At 74.5% G+C, this 17,751-nt stretch carries 22 protein-coding genes; 17 read left to right on the plus strand and 5 right to left on the minus strand.

Annotated features, from left to right (window positions below):
* Position 1 precedes the first annotated feature (1 nt).
* From ACFYML_RS09420 to ACFYML_RS09475, 12 genes are all read left to right on the plus strand, one after another.
* Entirely contained in the window at positions 2-484 is a 483-nt protein-coding gene (locus ACFYML_RS09420) for a phage tail protein (protein ID WP_148801047.1), read from the plus strand.
* A gap of 1,132 nt (positions 485-1,616) precedes the next feature.
* Positions 1,617-1,955: a hypothetical protein gene (locus tag ACFYML_RS09425; RefSeq protein ID WP_387420129.1), complete on the plus strand. Its 339-nt coding sequence runs from the start codon at positions 1,617-1,619 to the stop codon at positions 1,953-1,955.
* Positions 1,955-2,713: a hypothetical protein gene (locus ACFYML_RS09430; protein WP_387420130.1), complete on the plus strand. Its 759-nt coding sequence runs from the start codon at positions 1,955-1,957 to the stop codon at positions 2,711-2,713. Before ACFYML_RS09425 ends, ACFYML_RS09430 begins: the two co-directional genes overlap by 1 nt.
* A gap of 151 nt (positions 2,714-2,864) precedes the next feature.
* Positions 2,865-4,436 (plus strand): phage baseplate assembly protein V, encoded by a 1,572-nt coding sequence (locus ACFYML_RS09435; protein WP_387420131.1) that lies wholly within the window; start codon positions 2,865-2,867, stop codon positions 4,434-4,436.
* The gene (locus ACFYML_RS09440) at positions 4,436-4,774 is read left to right on the plus strand and encodes a hypothetical protein (RefSeq protein ID WP_387420132.1); all 339 of its coding nucleotides are present in this window, start codon (positions 4,436-4,438) and stop codon (positions 4,772-4,774) included. Before ACFYML_RS09435 ends, ACFYML_RS09440 begins: the two co-directional genes overlap by 1 nt.
* On the plus strand, positions 4,771-5,202 hold the full coding sequence (locus ACFYML_RS09445) for a GPW/gp25 family protein (protein WP_387420133.1): 432 nt from the start codon (positions 4,771-4,773) through the stop codon (positions 5,200-5,202). Before ACFYML_RS09440 ends, ACFYML_RS09445 begins: the two co-directional genes overlap by 4 nt.
* The gene (locus ACFYML_RS09450) at positions 5,199-7,943 is read left to right on the plus strand and encodes a putative baseplate assembly protein (protein ID WP_387420134.1); all 2,745 of its coding nucleotides are present in this window, start codon (positions 5,199-5,201) and stop codon (positions 7,941-7,943) included. Before ACFYML_RS09445 ends, ACFYML_RS09450 begins: the two co-directional genes overlap by 4 nt.
* A complete protein-coding gene (locus tag ACFYML_RS09455; RefSeq protein WP_387420135.1) occupies positions 7,924-8,469 on the plus strand; it encodes a phage tail protein in 546 nt (181 codons plus the stop codon). The genes ACFYML_RS09450 and ACFYML_RS09455 overlap by 20 nt, the downstream gene beginning before the upstream one ends.
* Positions 8,466-9,389, plus strand: coding sequence for a hypothetical protein (locus tag ACFYML_RS09460; protein WP_387420136.1), 924 nt, complete (start codon positions 8,466-8,468; stop codon positions 9,387-9,389). Before ACFYML_RS09455 ends, ACFYML_RS09460 begins: the two co-directional genes overlap by 4 nt.
* Before the next feature lie 67 nt (positions 9,390-9,456).
* Complete coding sequence (locus ACFYML_RS09465; protein WP_387420137.1) at positions 9,457-9,936, plus strand: hypothetical protein; 480 nt, start codon at positions 9,457-9,459, stop codon at positions 9,934-9,936.
* Positions 9,937-9,978: 42 nt separating this feature from the next.
* The gene (locus ACFYML_RS09470) at positions 9,979-10,749 is read left to right on the plus strand and encodes a hypothetical protein (RefSeq protein WP_387420138.1); all 771 of its coding nucleotides are present in this window, start codon (positions 9,979-9,981) and stop codon (positions 10,747-10,749) included.
* Between the two features lie 95 nt (positions 10,750-10,844).
* A complete protein-coding gene (locus tag ACFYML_RS09475; RefSeq protein ID WP_387420139.1) occupies positions 10,845-11,852 on the plus strand; it encodes a LacI family DNA-binding transcriptional regulator in 1,008 nt (335 codons plus the stop codon).
* A gap of 70 nt (positions 11,853-11,922) precedes the next feature.
* Here ACFYML_RS09475 and ACFYML_RS09480 read toward each other — a convergent pair whose 3' ends face one another.
* On the minus strand, positions 11,923-12,567 hold the full coding sequence (locus ACFYML_RS09480; protein ID WP_387420140.1) for a DedA family protein: 645 nt from the start codon (positions 12,565-12,567) through the stop codon (positions 11,923-11,925).
* A gap of 124 nt (positions 12,568-12,691) precedes the next feature.
* Here ACFYML_RS09480 and ACFYML_RS09485 point away from each other — a divergent pair, with 124 nt between their 5' ends.
* On the plus strand, positions 12,692-13,462 hold the full coding sequence (locus ACFYML_RS09485) for an HD domain-containing protein (protein ID WP_387420141.1): 771 nt from the start codon (positions 12,692-12,694) through the stop codon (positions 13,460-13,462).
* Between the two features lie 172 nt (positions 13,463-13,634).
* Here ACFYML_RS09485 and ACFYML_RS09490 read toward each other — a convergent pair whose 3' ends face one another.
* The 4 genes from ACFYML_RS09490 to ACFYML_RS09505 form a co-directional block, all read right to left on the minus strand.
* Entirely contained in the window at positions 13,635-14,108 is a 474-nt protein-coding gene (locus tag ACFYML_RS09490; RefSeq protein WP_387420142.1) for a barstar family protein, read from the minus strand.
* Between the two features lie 62 nt (positions 14,109-14,170).
* On the minus strand, positions 14,171-14,542 hold the full coding sequence (locus ACFYML_RS09495; protein WP_357435985.1) for a ribonuclease domain-containing protein: 372 nt from the start codon (positions 14,540-14,542) through the stop codon (positions 14,171-14,173).
* A gap of 260 nt (positions 14,543-14,802) precedes the next feature.
* Complete coding sequence (locus tag ACFYML_RS09500) at positions 14,803-15,351, minus strand: restriction endonuclease (protein ID WP_387420144.1); 549 nt, start codon at positions 15,349-15,351, stop codon at positions 14,803-14,805.
* 261 nt (positions 15,352-15,612) lie between these two features.
* Positions 15,613-15,852, minus strand: coding sequence for a winged helix-turn-helix domain-containing protein (locus tag ACFYML_RS09505; protein WP_387420145.1), 240 nt, complete (start codon positions 15,850-15,852; stop codon positions 15,613-15,615).
* 317 nt (positions 15,853-16,169) lie between these two features.
* On the opposite strand from ACFYML_RS09505, the gene ACFYML_RS09510 reads away from it, so the two are divergent.
* The 4 genes from ACFYML_RS09510 to ACFYML_RS09525 all read left to right on the plus strand — a co-directional run bounded on the left by ACFYML_RS09510 (position 16,170) and on the right by ACFYML_RS09525 (position 17,626).
* Complete coding sequence (locus ACFYML_RS09510) at positions 16,170-16,445, plus strand: DivIVA domain-containing protein (protein ID WP_387420146.1); 276 nt, start codon at positions 16,170-16,172, stop codon at positions 16,443-16,445.
* A 2-nt stretch (positions 16,446-16,447) separates the two neighbouring features.
* Positions 16,448-16,819: a hypothetical protein gene (locus tag ACFYML_RS09515; protein ID WP_387420147.1), complete on the plus strand. Its 372-nt coding sequence runs from the start codon at positions 16,448-16,450 to the stop codon at positions 16,817-16,819.
* 181 nt (positions 16,820-17,000) lie between these two features.
* Positions 17,001-17,210 carry a type II toxin-antitoxin system VapB family antitoxin gene (locus ACFYML_RS09520; RefSeq protein ID WP_387420148.1) on the plus strand — a complete coding sequence of 70 codons (210 nt, stop codon included), beginning with the start codon at positions 17,001-17,003 and terminating at the stop codon, positions 17,208-17,210.
* Positions 17,207-17,626 carry a PIN domain nuclease gene (locus ACFYML_RS09525; protein WP_387420149.1) on the plus strand — a complete coding sequence of 140 codons (420 nt, stop codon included), beginning with the start codon at positions 17,207-17,209 and terminating at the stop codon, positions 17,624-17,626. Before ACFYML_RS09520 ends, ACFYML_RS09525 begins: the two co-directional genes overlap by 4 nt.
* The last annotated feature ends 125 nt before the right edge of the window (positions 17,627-17,751 follow it).

The raw sequence follows: 17,751 nt of genomic DNA on the forward strand, positions 1-17,751 counted from the left end.
CATGCCGACCACGGCCACCCCGCAGCCGGGCGCCCCGGTCGACCCCTACCGGGCGTACCACTTCAAGCTGCTGATCAACGGCATCACCAACGGGCACTTCACCGAGGTCAGCGGCTTCGAGGTGAACATCCCGTCGCTGGCGTACCGGGAGGCCGGCAATGAGCGGATCCGGGCCGTCCCCGGGCAGGTCGAGTACGCCCCGGTCACCCTCCGCTTCGGGCTCACCTCGTCGCGGGAGCTGTGGGACTGGGTGAACGCGGCGGCGAAGGGGACGGTGAGCCGGCGCAACGTCTCGGTGGTGCTGCTCGACCCGGCCGGCACCGCCGAGGTGCTGCGCTGGAACATGATCAACGCGTGGCCCACCCGGTGGCGGGGCGCCCACCTGAACACCCTCGCCCAGGAGATCGCCATCGAGGCGCTGACCCTTGCGTACGAGGGACTGGAACTGGAGTCCGGCAGTGCGGCCGCCCCGACGACCCCGTGACTGGCTGGCCCGGGCGCTGCGCGTCGCGGCCGACCGCCTCTCCGCCCCGCCCCCCGACCGCCTCGCCGGGGCGGCGGACGGAACCGCGTCCCGCCGCCCCGGCGAGCCCCCCGAGCACTGGTTACGCCTGGTCACCGCGCACGCCCCCGGCCTCCTCCACGACCTCTCCCCAGCCCCCCTTTTGTTCCGGCGTCAGCGAGTCGATGAGGTCGGCGAACCGGCCCCTGCCGACCTCCCCCCTGTTGATCAAGAAGTTTCGGTCGGATCCGCAGCGTCGGACGACGCAAACCTCTTGATCGACGGGCCGGAGGGCGGGGCGGGTGCGGACGGGGCGCCGGGAGAGGGCGGGTGCGACGGTGGGTCGGGGCGACGGGGGGACCGGCCGGTGGTCGGGACTGGGGGCGGGTGGCGGCGGCCGGTGCGGTCCGGGCGCGACGTCCGGCGCCGGTGGAGGCGCCCCGACGCGGACTCGACGGCCGGGCCGGACCGGCCGGGCCGGGGCACGGCGTCCGGCCAGCACAATGACGGGGAACGGCTGGCTCCTGCCGGTGGCTCGCAGCGCCGTGCCGGGACCGCCGGGCAGCAGGGGCTGTCCCCGTTCGGCCACCGCGGCGACACCGCCGGGACGGCCTCGGGCAACCGGTCCGACCCGGCGCCCACCGGCTTCCCGGACCACACCGAATCGACCACTGGCGAGCGGAGGTCAGGCGCCACCGCCGGGACCAGCCGTGCCCCCGGACCGGACGAGCAATCCGCCACGGTACGCGGCACTCACCCGGGCCGTGGCCGGCAGATCCGGCCCCGCCCCGGCGAGCGCACCACCCGGCCCGGGCCCGGCGAGCAGGCCGCCCCGACCGGGCCCGGCGAACGCACCACCCCGACCGGGTCCAGCCTGAGCCCCAGCCTGAGCGCCGGGCCCCCGACGATCACCGGGTGGCCCGGCCAGGGTGACGGGCCGCCCGTTGCCGGGTACCGCGATGCGCCCGCGCCTCGGGCGGATCGGGGCACCGACGGGAATGCGCCTGATGCCGTACCGCCACCGCGCGACGGTGGACCGCTCGGCCCGGACCGCGCCGATCCCGTTCGGGCCGCGGGCCTTCGGGTGCGTCTGTCGTCGCTGGGAGGACAACAGATGCACCCGAACGGCGGCGCGGGCCGGACGGCAGCGCGGGCCGACGGCTCCGGCGCGGCGAGCGGACCGGCGGCGGCCGCCGCGGAGTGGAGCGAGCAGGCCGCGGCGTCCGCCGCCCGGCAACGGCCGCCGCACGCCACCGCGGGGCCGTGGCCGGCGCTGCCCGACGAGACCCGGGGCGCACTCCCCGCCGGGGCCCCCGGCGCCGTACCCGATGGCCGGGGCCGGCGGGACCAGTGGCCGGCGCTGCCCGACGACCGGGAGCTGTGGCTGCCGGCGGCCACCACGGTCGACGCCGCGCGGCTGCGCCGGCTGGACCGGGAACAGGCAGGTTTCTGATGGAACGCGTGGCCTTCCTCGTGGACGAATCCGGCGCCCGGGTGGACTGCCTGCTCAACCCGGAGACCGTGCAGGTCACCCGGCTGGCCGGGGTACGCCCGCGGGGCACCGCCGACGGCCGGCTCACCGGGGCCGGCCTGGCCGACGACCCGCTGCTGTTCACCGGCGGCGGGCGCACCGAACTGGTGCTGGACCTGCTCTTCGACACCGACCTCGTCGAGTCCCAGGTACGCCCCGAGGACGTCCGCACGCTCACCCGTCCGCTGTGGATGCTGGCGGAGAACTCGGCCACCGAGCACGGCTGGCTGCGGCCCCCGCTGGTGCGGCTGGTGTGGGGCAAGACCTGGAACGTGCCCGGAGTCATCGTGGCGATCGCGGAACGCTTCGACGCGTTCGCCCTCACCGGCACGCCCCGCCGCTCCTGGCTGCGGTTGAAGCTGGTCCGGGTGGCCGAGTCCGCCGAGGCGGCCCAGGCGGGCTTCGAGGAGGAGCTCGCGGCGGCGAGCACCCCGTTGCCGCCCGGGTCGGCGGTGGTCGCCGCGGCGGACGGCGCGGCCGAGCCGGGCTGGTCCGGGGTGCGCTTCGACCTGCTCGCCCACGACGCGCTCGGGTCGCCGCTGCGCTGGCGGCTGCTCGCCGAGCACAACCGGATCAGCGACCCGCTGACCGTGCCGGCCGGCACCGCGCTGGCCGTGCCGCCGGCCACCGCGACGACCGCGACCCCGACCGGTGGCGGGACGGGAGGGACCACGCCGTGACCACGCCCCAGCCCGCCACCACACGCCGCGCCGTGACCACACCCCAGCCGGCGGCCACGAAAGCACGCCGCGCCACGACCGCACCCCGGCTCGCCGGCCCGGCCGGGCGCCACGCCCCGAGGGAACGCGGCGACGCGAGGGGTGGTGCGGCGTGAACCGGGCTGTCACCGTGACGATCGACGGCACCCCGCTGGCCGACCCCCGGCGGCTGCGGGGCGTACGGGTGGCCGCCCGCCTCGACCAGCCGACCCAGTGCGAGCTCACCCTCGCCGCCGGGCCGGGCACCGCCGCCCTCGATCCCCCGGTACGCCCCGGCGCCGCCCTCGACCTGCGCCTCGACGGCCAGCCGGACGCCCTGTTCACCGGCGAGGTCACCGCCGTCGAGGTGGAGTACGCCGCCGACGGCGTCGCCCTGCTGCGGATCCGGGCGTACGACCCGCTGCACCGGCTGCGCAAGCGGCAGGAGCTACGGGTGTTCGAGGCGGTGACCGCAGCGGAGCTGGCCGGGGCGCTCTGCGCCGACCTCGGGCTCACCGTCGACGCGGAGACCGACGGGCCACGGCTGGACCGGCTGCTCCAGCACCGGCACAGCGACCTGGAGCTGCTCCGCGAGGTCGCCGGCCGGGCCGGCCTGCACCTGGCCGTGGACGGCGACCGGCTGCGGCTGCTGACCCTCGACGGCTACGGCGAGCCCGTCCCGCTGACCCTCGGCGACACCGTCCACGCGCTCCGCGTCGCGGAGAACCTGGACCGGGCCGGCGCGGAGTGCGCCGCCCTCGGCTGGCACCCGCAGCGCGCCGAGCCGCTGCGCCAGCAGGTCGACGCGGCCCGCTCCGGACGGCGCATCCCGCTGCGTCCCGAGCCGGGTGAGGTGGGCGCGGACGGGGTACGGACCGCCGTGGACCAGCCGGGGCGCAGCGACGACGAGTTGGCCGCGCTGGCCCAGGCCGGGCTGGACGCGCGGGTGGCGGCGCTGGTCACCGCGGAGGGGACGGCCGAGGGCGACCCGGCACTGCGCCCCGGTCGACGGATCGCCCTGGCCGGCGTGCCCGCGCCCGTCGCCGGGGTGTACGTGCTCACCGAGGTGGTGCACACGGTCGACGCGAACGGCCACCTGACCCGGTTCTCCACCGTCCCGCCGGAGCCGCCGCCGGCCGCCGCGCCCGCCCCGGCCACGGTCACCCTCGGCACGGTCACCGACGTGGACGACCCCGACCGGCTCGGCCGGGCCCGGGTGACGCTGCCCGCGTACGGGGATCTGGACGCCGGCTGGCTCGCCGTGCTCTGCCCGGGCGCCGGCCGGGGCAAGGGCATCGTGGCGCTGCCCGACCCGGACGACACCGTGCTGGTGGCGCTGCCCGGCGGCGAACCGACCGCGGGTGTCGTGCTCGGTTCGCTCTTCGGGGCGGTCGAGCCGTACGACGCGGGGATCGTGGCCGGGCGGTCCCGACGCTGGTCGATGCGGACCGGCACCGGCCAGTCGATCGTCATCGACGACGACGGACGCACCCTGCGCCTGGCCACCGACGCCGGCAGCTTCGTGGAGCTGCAACCCGAGCTGACCACCGTGCACGCGGCCGGCGACCTGGTGCTCTCCGCGCCGGGCCGGGCCATGGTGGTCCGCGCCCGGACCGTCGACTTCCTGCACGCCGACGCGGCCGAGGACGCGGACACCGCCGCCACGCAGGCCCGCACCCTCGCCCGCGCCCACGGAGGTGGCTGATGCGCTGGATCCACCGCGACTCGCTGATCACCTGCGACCACGACGGCCGGGTCGCCAACCGCGCCTCCCAGCAGTGGCTCACCGTCGAGGGCGTCCCGGTGCTGGTGGCGACCGACCCGGAGGGGCGGGACATCACCGCCTGCCCGAACTACGGCCCCACGATCAAGCCCTGCGCCAAGACCCTCCAGGTGACCGTCGGCTACAGCACCTGGCTGCGCGCCGACGGCCACCGGATCGTGCTGTCCCACCTGGACGGCCTGACCGACGGCACGCCGCCCGGGCTGGTCCACCACACCGTCCGCGACCCGCGGCAGAGCTTCCTGGAGGCGGACGCATGAGGGCCTTCCGCTTCGTCGGCGCCGGCTTCGACGCGGGTCGCACCGGCGGCCTCGCGCTGACCGCCGCCGGCGGGCTCGCCATGACCGAGGGCGACGAGACGGTACGCCAGGCGCTGTACCTGCTGCTGTCGACCACGCCGGGCGAGCGGCTGATGCGCCCCGGGTACGGCTCCCGGCTGCACCGGCTGGTCTTCGCGCCCAACGACGACACCACCGCCGGCCTGGCCATCCACTACGTGCGGCAGGCGATCCGGCGCTGGGAGCCCCGGGTCGAGGTGATCGACGTGGACGCCGGCCCCGACCCGGACGCCCCGTGGCGGCTGGTGATCCGGCTGGACTACCGGGTCCGGGCCAGCCTCTCCCCCGGCCAGCTCGTCTTCTCCGTCGACCTGCTGCCCGCCGACGACGGCGAGGAGGAAACGTCATGACGCTGCCCGTGCCGCACCTCGACGACCGCGCCTTCCTCGACCTGGTCACCGAGGCGCGGGAACGGATCCGCCGGTCCTGCCCGGACTGGACGGACCTCTCCGCGCACGACCCGGGCATCGCGCTGCTGGAGGCGTTCGCGTACCTCACCGAGGTGATGATCTACCGGCTGAACCAGTTGCCGGAGAAGGCGTACGTCGCGTTCGTCAACCTGCTCGGCGTGACCCGGCACCCGCCCACCGCCGCCTGGGCGGACGTCCGGTTCAGCCGGACCGGCCCGGACCGGGGCGCGGTCCGCATCCCGGCCGGCACCCGGGTCGCCGCCGCCCGCGGCGCCGACCCCCGGCCGGTCGTCTTCGTCACCACCGAGCCGGCCCTGCTCCCCGAGGGGGAGACCGAGGTGACGGTACGCACGCACCACTGCGAGCCGGTCGAGGCGGAACTGCTCGGCGTCGGCACCGGCCAGGCCGGGCAGGTGTTCCGGGCGGCCCGGGCACCGCTGACCCGGACCGCCGAGGCGCTCGACCTGCTGCTCGGGGTGGAGGTGCCGACCGGCTCGGTGGAGCTGGGCGCGGCCGCCCGGGAGCACGAGGGACGCACGTACGAGATCTGGCGGCCGGTGGACAGCTTCGCCGGCGCCGGCCCGCAGGCCAAGGTCTACCTGGTCGACCGCGCCTCCGGGGTGGTCACCTTCGCCCCCGCGCTGGACCTGCGCCCGCCGGCCGGGCCGGAGACCGGGCCGGGCGTCGAGGGGGCGCCCGGCCCGGCGCCCGGCGGCCCGGCGACCGGCGACGCAGCGGCCGGGGGCGCCCCGGCGACCGGCGCGGGGCCGGCGGCCGGCGGCCCGGGCGAGGCGGGACGGGCCCCGCGCGGCCTGGTGACCGTGGCGGCGGTGCCGCCGGCCGGCCGGCAGATCCGGCTCTGGTACCGGTGCGGCGGCGGGCCGGCCGGGAACGTCGCCGCGGGGACGCTGACCAGCCTGCGCGATCCGCTGCCGGGGCTGCGGGTGGACAACCCCGAGCCGGCCGGCGGGGGCCGGGACCTGGAGTCGCTGGAGTCGGCGCTGACCCGCGGGCCGTACGAGTTCTTCGCCCAGCAGCGCGCGGTCACCGCCCGCGACTACGAGATCCTCGCCGCCGGCTCCGGGGCGGTGGCCCGGGCCCGCGCGTTCACCCGGGCGGCCGTCTACAGCTTCGCCCGCCCCGGCGAGGTCGAGGTGGTGCTGGTGCCGTACGTGCCGGAGCAGGCCCGCCCCGGCGGCCGGCTGCCGGTGGACGTGCTGCGCGAGCACGAGGTGGAGGAGGCCCGCGGCCGGGTGGAGGCCGACCTGGACCGGCGGCGGGCCCTGGGCACCGCGGTCCGGGCCGGCTGGGCCCGCTACAAGGCGGTGTCGATCCGGGCCCGGGTGGTGGTCCGCCGGGAGGAGGACGTCGACGCCGTCCGCCGCCGCATCCACGACCGGCTGCACCAGACGCTCAGCCCGCTGCCCACCCCGCTCAACCCGACCGGCTGGGCGTTCGGTGAGCCGCTGCGGGCGTCCAACGTGTACCGGATGCTGGAGCACGCCGAGCCGGGCGTGCGGTACGTCGAGTCGGTCCGGTTCGTGGTCGACGAGGCGCCCGACGCGCAGGTGCGGACCGTCGCCGTCGACCAGTACCAGCCCGGCACCTGGTACGCGGGCCGCGGCCCGGTGCTGTTCCGCTCCACCAACGCCGGCGCCGGCTGGGAGCCGGCCGGTCGCTTCGACGCCGAGACCGTGGTCCGGGTGGTTCCCGCCCCCGCCCCGGTACGCCCCGGCGTCGTGCCCCGGGCCGGCTCGGTCGCCGTGGTCACCGCCCGCGACTCCGGCGGTTCCCGGGTCCGCCTGAGCACCGACCTCGGCGAGACCTGGACCCTGCTGACCGACCTGGACTCCCGGGTGCAGGACCTGGCCTGGATCGACCGGGACGGCGCGGGTGCCCTGCTGCTCGCCACCGACACCGGCCTGTACGAGGTCTCCCTGCTGCCCGGGGCGGTGCCGCTGCAGATCCTGGTCGACCCCGCCGACGCCGACCGCGGCTTCTACGCGGTCCGCGCGTTCGTCTCCGAGCGGGGCGCCCCGGGGGTGGCGGTGGCCGCCCAGGCCGCCTTCGGCGTCTACCTGTCCACCGCGGCCGGCCGCCCCGGCACCTTCGCCCATGTGGGCTTGGCCAACGTGGACAACCGGGTCCTCGCGGTGCAGTACGACGGCCCGGCGACCCTGCTGTGGTGCGGGGCCGGCGAGCCGGACCCGAGGAAGCCCGGCCAGGGCTGCCACCGCACCCGGCTGTTCGAGTCGGACGTCAAGTGGCAGGCCGTGCAGGCCGGCTGGATCGGCGGCACCTGCCGGGACCTGGCGTTCAGCGGCACCCTGGCGGTCGCCGCCACGCAGAGCGGCGGGGTGGTCCGGCTGGACACCCTCGCCGCCCAGCCGCAGTGGCAGCCGGTCATGGTCAACTGCGGGCTGCCGCTGCGGGACCGGACCCGGTTCGTCCCGGTCGACGCGATCGCCGCCACTGTGCCGTCCGCCGGCGCCGATGGCGCCACCCGGCTGATCCTCGCCGGCGGGGAGCGCGGGGTGTACCGCAGCGGCGACGCGGCCGACTGGACGGCCAGCGCCAACCAGGCCACCGCCGACGTGGTCACCGTGCCCGGAACCTGGCTGCTCTGCTCCGGCGAGCACGACATCGAGGTGGTGCGGCAGGATGCGCCGAGCGGCGATTGAGCGGCTGCTGCCCGCCGCGTACCAGCGGGCCGCCGGGCCGGGCAGCGTGCTGGGCGCGCTGCTGGACGTGATGGAGGCGTTGCACGCCCCGGACGAGGCGGTGCTCGCCGACGTCGACGCCCTCTTCGCGCCGTACCGGACCCGGGACGGCTTCGTCGCGTACCTGACCCGCTGGGTGGCGATGGACCATGTGGTCGCCACGCCCCGGGCCGACGCGCCACTGCCGCTGCCGGTGGGCCGGCTGCGGGACCTGGTCGCGCACGGCGCGCTGCTCGCCCGCTGGCGGGGCACCCCGTACGGGATGCGCACCGCGCTGGAACTGGCCACCGGGGTGAGCGGCTTCCTGCTCGAGGAGCCGGCGGACCGGCCGTTCCACGTGGTGGTCCGGGTGCCGCCGGCCGCCGCCGACCAGCTCGCCGTGATCACCCGCATCGTCGAGGCGGAGAAACCGGCCGCGGTCACCGCCGAGATCGTCACCGAGGTCCCGTCCCCGCCGTCCGTGCCGTCCCCAGAGGAGCCGTCATGACCACCGAATGGGCGGTCGTCGCCGCCGCCGAGCAGTTCACCCTGGACGCCCGCAACAGCGGCGAGCTCACCTTCACCGTCTCCAACCCGGGCACCGCACCGGACACCGTGGTCTTCGACGTGGCGCCCGGCGAGGGCAGCCAGCGCGCCTGGTTCACCGTCGCCGAGCCGCAGCGGGCGGTGCCCGGGCAGGGCTCGGTCTCCTTCCTGGTCCGGCTCACCGTGCCGCCCGGCACCCCGCCCCGGCGCTACGACATGACCGGCTTCGCGTACTCGGCGAACACCGCACCCGAGGAGAGTTCCCGCGCCAGCGGTCGGGTGACCTACGACGTGCGGGCCGCCGTACCGCCGAAGCGCCCGCCGTGGCCGTGGCTCGCGGCCGCGGCGGCGCTGGTGCTGGTGGTGGCCGGGGTGGTCGGCTGGCTGGTGACCCGCGGCGGTGACCCGCCGCCTCCGCCGCCCCGGGCGCAGGAGGTGACCCTGGAGGCGGAGAGCCTGGTGCCGGGCGCGGTGGTCCAGTCGGCCGGCCCGACGGCGGCGACGGTGGTCGAGCAGCAGAACTGCTGCCTCGTCACCTGGTCGGGCGACGCCCAGCTGTTCTTCCAGGGAAGGACGGTCGGCGACCGGGTGACGGTCACAGTGGACCTGCCGGTCGACGGGACCTGGCGCTTCTCCACGGTACGCACCACGTCATTCGACTACGCCAACACCATCTTCCTGGTGGACGGCCGGCAGGTCGGCGACACCTTCTTCGGCTTCAGCCCGACCGTGGTGAAGACCGACTGGATCGACGTCGGCACCCTCACCCTGAGCAAGGGCGCCCACCAGGTCACCCTGGTGGCGGTGAGCAAGACGCAGGGCACCGACCGCTACTTCGCCGGCGTCGACCAGCTCCGGTTCACCCAGCTGATCCAGCCATGAGCGAGCGAATCATCCGGCACCGCGCGGTGATGCCTCATGGTCGATCGGAGCGAAGCGGAGATCGGCCATGAGCGGGCGGCAGAAGGTGCTGCTGGCGGCCCTGGCCGGGCTGCTGGTGGCGCTCTACATGATCGCGGTCGGCGGGGGCCGGCACGACCGGGGGGACCCGGCCGCCCGGCCGGGATGGTTGGGCCGGCTCGACGGCGGCAGCACCACGGTCGACCCGGCCACGGTCACCGTCGCCTGCGCGCCGCCCGCCACGCCGCCGACCACGTCCCCAGACGGCACGGTGATCACCTTCCGCACCGCCTGCCTGCTACGGGTCGCCGACCCGGGCGGCCTGCGCACCCTGGTGCTGCGCAGCCCGACGTCGTTCGCGGTGTCGGCGGCCGCGCCGGGGGACGCCGAGGTCACCCTCCGCGACGAGGTGAGCCCGGGCGACGGCGGTACGGCGGTGGCGAAGGTGGCCGTCGACGACCGGGCCACCGAGGTCGCCCTGAGCTGCCCGGGAGGTGACGGATGCACGGTCACCGTCGCCCGGTCCTGATCGGACGGACGCCCGGGGTCGTGCCAGGGAGGGAGGCACGTCATGGGTGAGCTGCGCAAACCGTTCCTGCTGCTGGCGCTGCTCGCGGTGGCGCTGGTGGTGGGGCTGGAGGTGGGGGCGGCGCTGCTCACCGGCGGCGGGGACGCGGGCGGCGCGCTGCAAGACAGCGCCGGGCAGTTGGGCGTGGAGCTCGGCGACGTCGGGACGGTCACCGAGCCGGCCGGCCGGGGCACCGGCTACCTCGCGCTGATCGACGTGGTGGCGCTCTGGACCACCGGGCTGTTCAGCCTGAGCCTGGTGGTGCCGGACCGGATCCAGGGCCGGCTGCAGGGGGTGGCCACCCTGATCTTCGGGATCGTCCTGCTGATCGTCTCGGTGGTCCTGCTGATCGTGGCCTTCGTCGAGCTGACCGTGCTGGTCTCGCTGTTCGTGGCGGCGCCGTTCGGCACGCTGGCGTACCTGGCGGTGTGGGGGTTCTTCCCGGTCGGCGACGCGGCCGTGCTGCTCGGCCTGGTGCTGCTGCTCAAACTGGTCTGGGCCGGCCTGCTGCTGCTCGCCCAACCGCGCTTCCTGCAGAACAAGGGCCTGGTGCTGCTGGCACTGACCACGTTGGTCTGCACGGTGGTGCTCGAGTTTCTGCACCGGCTGGTGCCGGTGATCCTGGTCAGCATCACCGACGACCTCGGCGCGCTGGTCTTCGCCGTGGTGGCGGCGGTCTGGGCGCTGGTTCTGCTGGTCGGCTCCATCCCCGCCATCGTCAAGGCGGTGCGGACCACCGCCACCACCTCCCGACCCACCGTCCCGTCCCGATGACGCGGGGTTGGGGAGAGGGTGGCGTCCGCCGATCGGGCAAGGGCTTTCCCGACCATCCTGCGGTAGCCTCTCGACCGGGTAGGAAAAGGGGTGGTATGGCGACGCTGGCCGACGTCGCCCGCCGGGCGGGCGTCTCCCCCGCGACCGCGTCGCGGGTGATCAACCGCAGCAGCAAGCCGGTCGCGGACGATCTGCGCGAGCGGGTGCTCAGGGCCGTCGCCGAGCTGCGGTACGTCCCGAACGCGCACGCCCAACTGCTGGCCCGGCCGCAGCGCAGCGTGGTCGGCGTGGTGGTGCACGACGTCTCCGACCCGTACTTCGCCGAGGTGACCCGGGGGCTGCAACGGGTCGCCACCGAGCAGGGCCGGCTGGTCATCATCTGCAACAGCTACCGGGACCCGGAACGCGAGCTGGAGTACGTCGACCTGCTCCGTGCCCAGCAGGTGGCCGCGATCGTGCTGGCCGGATCCGGCTACCACGACGAGGGCGTCAACGCGCTGCTCGACGAGCGGCTCACCGCGTACGTGGCCACTGGCGGGCGAGTGGCGCTGGTCGGCCGGCACCGGCACCGGGGGGACGCCGTCCTGCCGGCCAACGAGGAGGGTGCCCGCCTGGTCGGGGCGGAACTGCGCCGGCTCGGCCACCGGGTGGTCGGTGTGATCGCCGGCCCGGACCAGCTGACCACCACCACCGACCGGCTCGCCGGCCTGGCCGCCGGCCTCGACGAGGCGCTTCCCACCGAGCGGATCCGGTACGCCGACTTCACCCGCGACGCCGGGGCCCGGGCCACGGCGGAGCTGCTGGACGCCGTACCGGAGCTGACCGCGGTCGTGGCGCTGAACGACTCGATGGCGGTCGGCGCCCTGTCCGTGCTCCGGGATCGCGGCGTACGCGTGCCGGACGCGGTCTCCGTGGTCGGTTTCGACGACATGCCGATCGCCGCCGACGTGACACCCACCCTGACCACGGTCCGGCTGCCGCTGGCCGAGCTCGGCGCCCGGGCGATGACCCTGGCCCTGGACCCGGACGCCGACGGGGACCGGATCGAGACCCTCCCCGCCGAGCTGGTCCGCCGCGCCAGCCTCGGCCCCGCCCCAGCCTGACCGGCGGACAGCCTTGTTGACCAAGAAGCTTGCGTCAGCCAGGGCCGGGATCTCGACGCAAACTTCTTGATCAACCGGCGTGGGTGTCTGGCGAGGACTGCTGCCGGGCGCGGCGGGCGGCCCGGCGGGACCGGATCACCCGGATTACGACCAGCAGCACCACCACGGCCAGCACCACCTCGCCGCCCCAGCCGAGCCGCCGCTCCAGCAGCCGGTACGACGCCCCGGCCAGGTAGCCGAGCACGGCCACCGTCACCGCCCAGAGGGTGCCGCCGGCGATGTTCGCCACGGTGAACGTCCGGTGCGGCATGTGGCTCGTCCCGGCCAGCCCCGGCACCAGCGCGCGCAGCGCGGCCGCCCACCGGCCCAGCACCACCGCCAGGGCGCCCCGCCGGCGTAACAGGTCCAGCGCCCGTTGCAGCTCGCCGGAGCGGACGAACCGGCGGGGCGCCCGGTCCAGCAGCCGCCGGCCGTAGCGGCGGCCGACCAGGTAGCCGACCTGATCGCCGAGGGCCGCCCCGGCGATCGCGGCCACAATCACCGCCCAGAGCGGCAGCCGCCCCTCGTGGGCGAGCACCCCACCGACCAGGACCGCGATCTCCCCCGGCACGAGCAGCCCGAGGAAGGTCGACGCCTCCAGCGCCGGCAGCAGGAAGACCAGCGCCAGAACCAGGGCAGGCGGCAGCGCCACCAGCAGGTTCAGCAGCCGGTCCATCCGCCGATTGTCGCCGCCGCCCCCGCCGTACGCACAGTCAACCGGCATTCCGGCGGCCGGTGCGGGCCGTCGGGTGGCCGACGGCGCGACCCCGGTGGCAGCGAAGATCAGTTATAAGTGGACCATGGAGTTCCCCGCGTACCTGGCCACCATGCCGATGCACGCGATCACCGAGATCCACGGCGAGCCGGGCCTGCTGGCGCGGTTCCGGCTGGAGATCCGCGCGTTCGACGACGCCGCGCAGGCGCGGCTGACCGAGGCCCTCGACCTCGCCGCCGAGCTGCACCGCGACGACCGACGGGTCCGCGAGCCGTACCTCAACCACCTGCTGCGGGTGGCGATCCGGATGATGCACCACTACCAGGTCCGCGACGTGGACGTGATCGTCGCGGGCCTACTGCACGACGCGGTCGAGGACCACCCGGCAGAGCTGGCCGGCCTGGACCCACGACAACTTTCGCTCGGCGCGTCTGACACCGCACAGCGACCCGGAGCCGTCGGGGGCGACGCGACGACGGCGGCGCTGGCCACGCTCGCCGAACGGTTCGGCCCGCGGGTCGCCCGGCTGGTCGGCGCGGTCACCAACCCGACGTACGACCCGGAGCGCGACCGGCACGTCCAGTACCGGGAACACGTCGCGGCCAGCCTGGACCGGGAACCCTGGGCCCGGGTGATCAAGGTGTCGGACTTCACCGACAACGGGGTGGGCGTGATCCACACGGTGGGTCCGAAGGTGGCCCGGTCGGCCGCCAAGTACCGGCCCCTGGTGCCGGTGTTCCGGGACCTCATCGCCCGGCCGGACACGCCGCTGTCCGCGCCGGTCAAGCGGCACATCTTCGCCCAGCTCGACCTCGCCGAGGAGCGGTTCAGCGCCATCCTCGACCAACCCAACTGACGTCCGCCCGCCCCGCCGGTTTCCGCGCGCACCGCCTCAAGATCCGCACAGGTTCACGGAAAGTGTTCTCATCTCGCGCCTGGAGGCCCCTCTTTCCCTGAAACAGGGGCCTGCCGGCGCCGCCCGGCTGGCGCACGCCGGCGCGCCGTGGGGCGGCGTGGGGGCGGGCCGGTCAGTGGGGGTCCGGTGGCGGGGCGGGAGCCCGGTTGGCCAGGGCGGTGGTGATCCGGTGCCGCAGCGCGGGCAGCCGGTCCGGATGGTCGTGCAGCACCACGCGCAGCGGCGCGTGCCCACGGGCAGCGGTCACGCCGAGCACGTCGAGCAGGATGCCGAGTTGTGTGGGCGGCTCCTCGGCCAGCAGCTCCCCCGCGTCCCGGACGACCAGCGTCAGCGGACCGGTGTCGAGCCGATCGGCCAGCACGTCGGCGAGCGCGTCCCAGTTGCGCCCGAAGTAGTCGGGCAGGGGCAGGGCCGTGGCCAGCGCGTCGAAGAGGCCGGCGCGGGTGCGGGCGGCCGCCCCGGCGAGGACGACCCCGGCACGCTCGACGTCCGACAGAGCGGTCTCGGCGTCCGGCCCGGCAGGCTCGACGTCCGGCCGGGCGTCGAACGTAAGCCAGGCCGGCGGGTGCGCCGCCGCTGACGCCATCCGTACCTCCTTCGCGGTCGCGTGGGTCGGGCCGGCGGACGGCCCGACCCGCGACACCCTGGTCAGAGCCGGTAGAAGTTCGCGTAGTGGTCGGGCGAGAACCAGGTCACGCCGGTGCTCTTGTTGACCACGATCCGGTACGCGTCCCGCGCTGCGCCGCAGGCGCGCGGGTAGACGTCGTACTCGTAGTAGGTGGCGTTGGCGGGGAGCTGGCCCTCACGGTTGTAGAACTGGCCACCGGCGAAGTTGCACTGGCCGCCACTCCACGAGTACCAGCCACGGCTGGTCGGGAAGCCCTTGCCGGACCAACCGGAGCGCGCGGTGCGGGCGTCCGCGCAGCGAGTCATCGTGCAGGAGCTGTAGACGGCCGCCTGAGCGGGGTCGGCGAGGGTTGGCGAAACCACCGACGGGCCGACGAGCGCGGTGGCGACCATGGCCGTGAGCAGCGCGAACGCGCCGAAGATGCGACGTACGCGGGCAGCGGGGGAACGCAGCGGGGTCGCGAGCGTGGTCAAGGGATCCTCCCTGTCCTGGGGCGACTGGACATCGATCGGCTTCGTTTCCGATCGGGCCCCAGTCTGGCGGTGATCCGCTCCGGCGTACAGCCCCCGCACGGAAACCGTTTCCACCGTTCCGGTGAACGATTGATGATCGACCACGGGCCGGACGCTCGCGACGGGTGGCCCCGGCGCAGTCAGGCCAGGGCGCGGGGCGGGCGGCCGGTCCAGGCCCACAGCTCCAGAGACTGCCGGTCCACCAGGTTGATCCCGAGCCGGCGAGCAAGGTTGACGCCGTCCCCGTTGGTGAAGTACCCGTTGGTCACGATCATGCAGAGTTCGCCGCCGTGGATCTCCCGGCAGGTGCCGGCAAACCGCTGGATGGCGGCGCTTCCCACCCGGTTGCCGGCGCTCTGCCGCTTGCACTGCACCACCACCCGCCGGCCGTCGGGGGCGACTGCCGTGACGTCCGCACCCCGGTCGCCCGACCCGCCGCAGACGCGTACCTGGCGGAAACCCGAGCCGGCGAGGAGGCGGGCGAACCACTGCTCGAACTCCGCGCCGCTCATCACGTCGGTCACCGCGATCAGCCGGTCCCGCTCCGCCTGCTCCGCCCGCCGGCGGCGACGCTCCCTGGCCAGCAGCGCCATCACCGCCGCGACCGCCGTCAGGACGAGGGCGACCACGAACGCCGACCAGTACGCGTGCCGCCCAATGAAGTCGACAATCAGGACCACCAGTGCCACCGCCCCCAGGACGGCGAGCCCGGCCCCCAGGTTGACGCCCGACGATCGGGACCGTCGACGCCGACGAGCAGCCGACCCCAATCCGGCACGGCGGCGCTTCCGGTAGTGCGCCCGGACCCGGGCGCCGTTCCTTCTGGTGTGCGACCTGACGTAGGGCATGGACACCTCCGCGGCGGGAGGACAAGTCTCCCGCCCGGGTCCGACACTCAACGGCACCGCGGTCGATACTGTCAGCTACCCGTCACGTCACCTACAGCCCTGTCAGGGCTCGCGCATCCAGGTCTGCGGGTCGGCGATGAAGATGCCCTTGCCCTGGTGCCGACGGATGACGCGCAGCGCTTCCAGCCGGACATAGACCATCTGGATGGTGGAGGTGCCCACCTTGTAGTCCGCCGCCATCTGGGCGATCGACGGCAGCTTGTCCTCAGGCTTGAGCTTTCGCGCCTTGACACCAGCGATGATGTCGTCGGCAATGCGGATGTAGTCGGGCGTTGTAGGCATGGCGCTCCTTGCGTGGCTTGCCAATTCGATCACGAAACGCCCCGGAGCAACAACAATCGGTGGTTGACTTAAACGGCTAAGCCGTTAGTGTTGAGCCCGAGCCGCTCCTCGCGTGGCAACGGGTTCGGCTCATCCCCCTGGTCGGGGCGGGTGCGCGTGCCCGTCCCGACCCACCGGACCGCTCCGCTGTCGTACCGCTGATCAGAGCTGCGGCGGCGGAGCCGGGCGGGCCGCGCGCGGCCGGCATGCGGACGGCCCGCCCTTCCAGACCCACCGCACTGACCTCCGCGCTCCCGCCTGCTCCGGAAAGGACTGACGTGGCCCAGGTGTATCGAGGTGGCCAGCTCTACGGGACCGGCCAGCCGGCCCGGTTGACCCCGCACGAGGTGCGGACCCCCACGTTCGACCCGCGCCGCCGTGGCGCCGACCCCGATCAGGTACGCGAGTTCCAGGCCCAACTCGCCGACGAGCTGACCTACCTGCACGGGCAGATCCGCCTGCTCAGCGAGGAGAACGACCGGCTCAAGCGCGCGCTGCGCGACTGGCAGACCATGCACGCCCGGGAATGCCGGCCCAACGAGGGCCACTGGTAGCCGTGCGTCCCGAACCAGGCGACCTGCTGCGGATCGACGGGCGCGCCTCGGTGCAGTTCGCCGGCGACCGCGCCCTGACCTTCCGTGTCGTATCGGTCTGCGACCGCCCGACGTACGCCGGCTGGGTCTGGCTGACCGGCTACGTCATCAACCGGCGCGGCAACGCGACCGCCAAGCGGGAGATCTACGTCCAGCTCGCCGGCCTCCGCCCCGCCAGCATCCCGACCACGAGCCGCTCCCGCGCCACCCGCCCCGCTACGTCAAGGCACAACCAGGGTGGCGGCAGAACAGCTCGCGATGGCCGGGCGCGAAAGTCGTCACGCGCTGCTGTCCACACAGGGGCCACGGAGGCGAGCGATGGAGATCGTCGGTAATCGAGCGATTGGCGTACCTCCAGAAGCTGCTCGGACGGGCAAAAGAGCAGCGCCGCTACACCGTCCCCTGGCCAGTTCCCGACTACGACGCGCTCGTCTGAATCAGTGCTGCACTGATATCAACTGCAGGTCGTTTTGATATCATCGGCGCTGACTGGCTGCCGACAGGGAGGTCTGTACCGTGTCACGAACGATCCTGGACGTTGACGACGACCTGCTCGCGGAAGCGGCGAAGATCCTCGGAACCACGACGAAGAAGGCGACGGTCAACGCCGCTCTTGAGGCGGTGGTCAACCGGGAGAAGCGGCGCGAGTTCGCCGACTGGCTCAAGACCGGCGGTCTTCCTGACCTGACCGGTGGAACGGGCGCGGCCAAGCCGGACGCAGCGTGAGCCGGGAGCTCTACCTCCTCGACAAGTCGGCGCTCGCCCGCTGGCCCAAGCCCGCCGTCGCTCCCGTGCTCGATGAGTTGTCAGACAGAGGGCTGCTGGCAGTGTGCGGCGCGGTCGAGATCGAGGTGATCCACAGCGCCCGTACGGCCAAGGAGGCGCAGCGCGCGCGTTGGCTGCTCGGCGGCTTCCGCTGGCTGGCCATGCCGGACGAGATCTGGGACCGGGCGATCGACGTCCAGGTCCAGGCGCTTCACAAGGGCAACCACCGCGCCCTGTCGATGGCGGACCTGCTGGTCGCCGCCACCGCCGAACGCCATGGCGCTACCGTGCTGCACTACGACGGCGACTTCGACATGATCACGGCGATCACGGGTCAACCAACGGCCTGGGTGGTTCCTCCCGGCTCGGCTGACTGACCGGCACCGTCCGCCCCAAGAACGCCCGAGAAGACGCACCTCGAAGCCTGGCACGCGGTGGCCAGGAGCCGCTGCTCTCGAGCCCCGGCGAGGAGGTTGAATGCGGCCATCCCCGATCCTTCGTC

Origin of the sequence: Micromonospora sp. NPDC007230 (genome assembly GCF_042869115.1) — a bacterium.
GTDB lineage: Bacteria > Actinomycetota > Actinomycetes > Mycobacteriales > Micromonosporaceae > Micromonospora.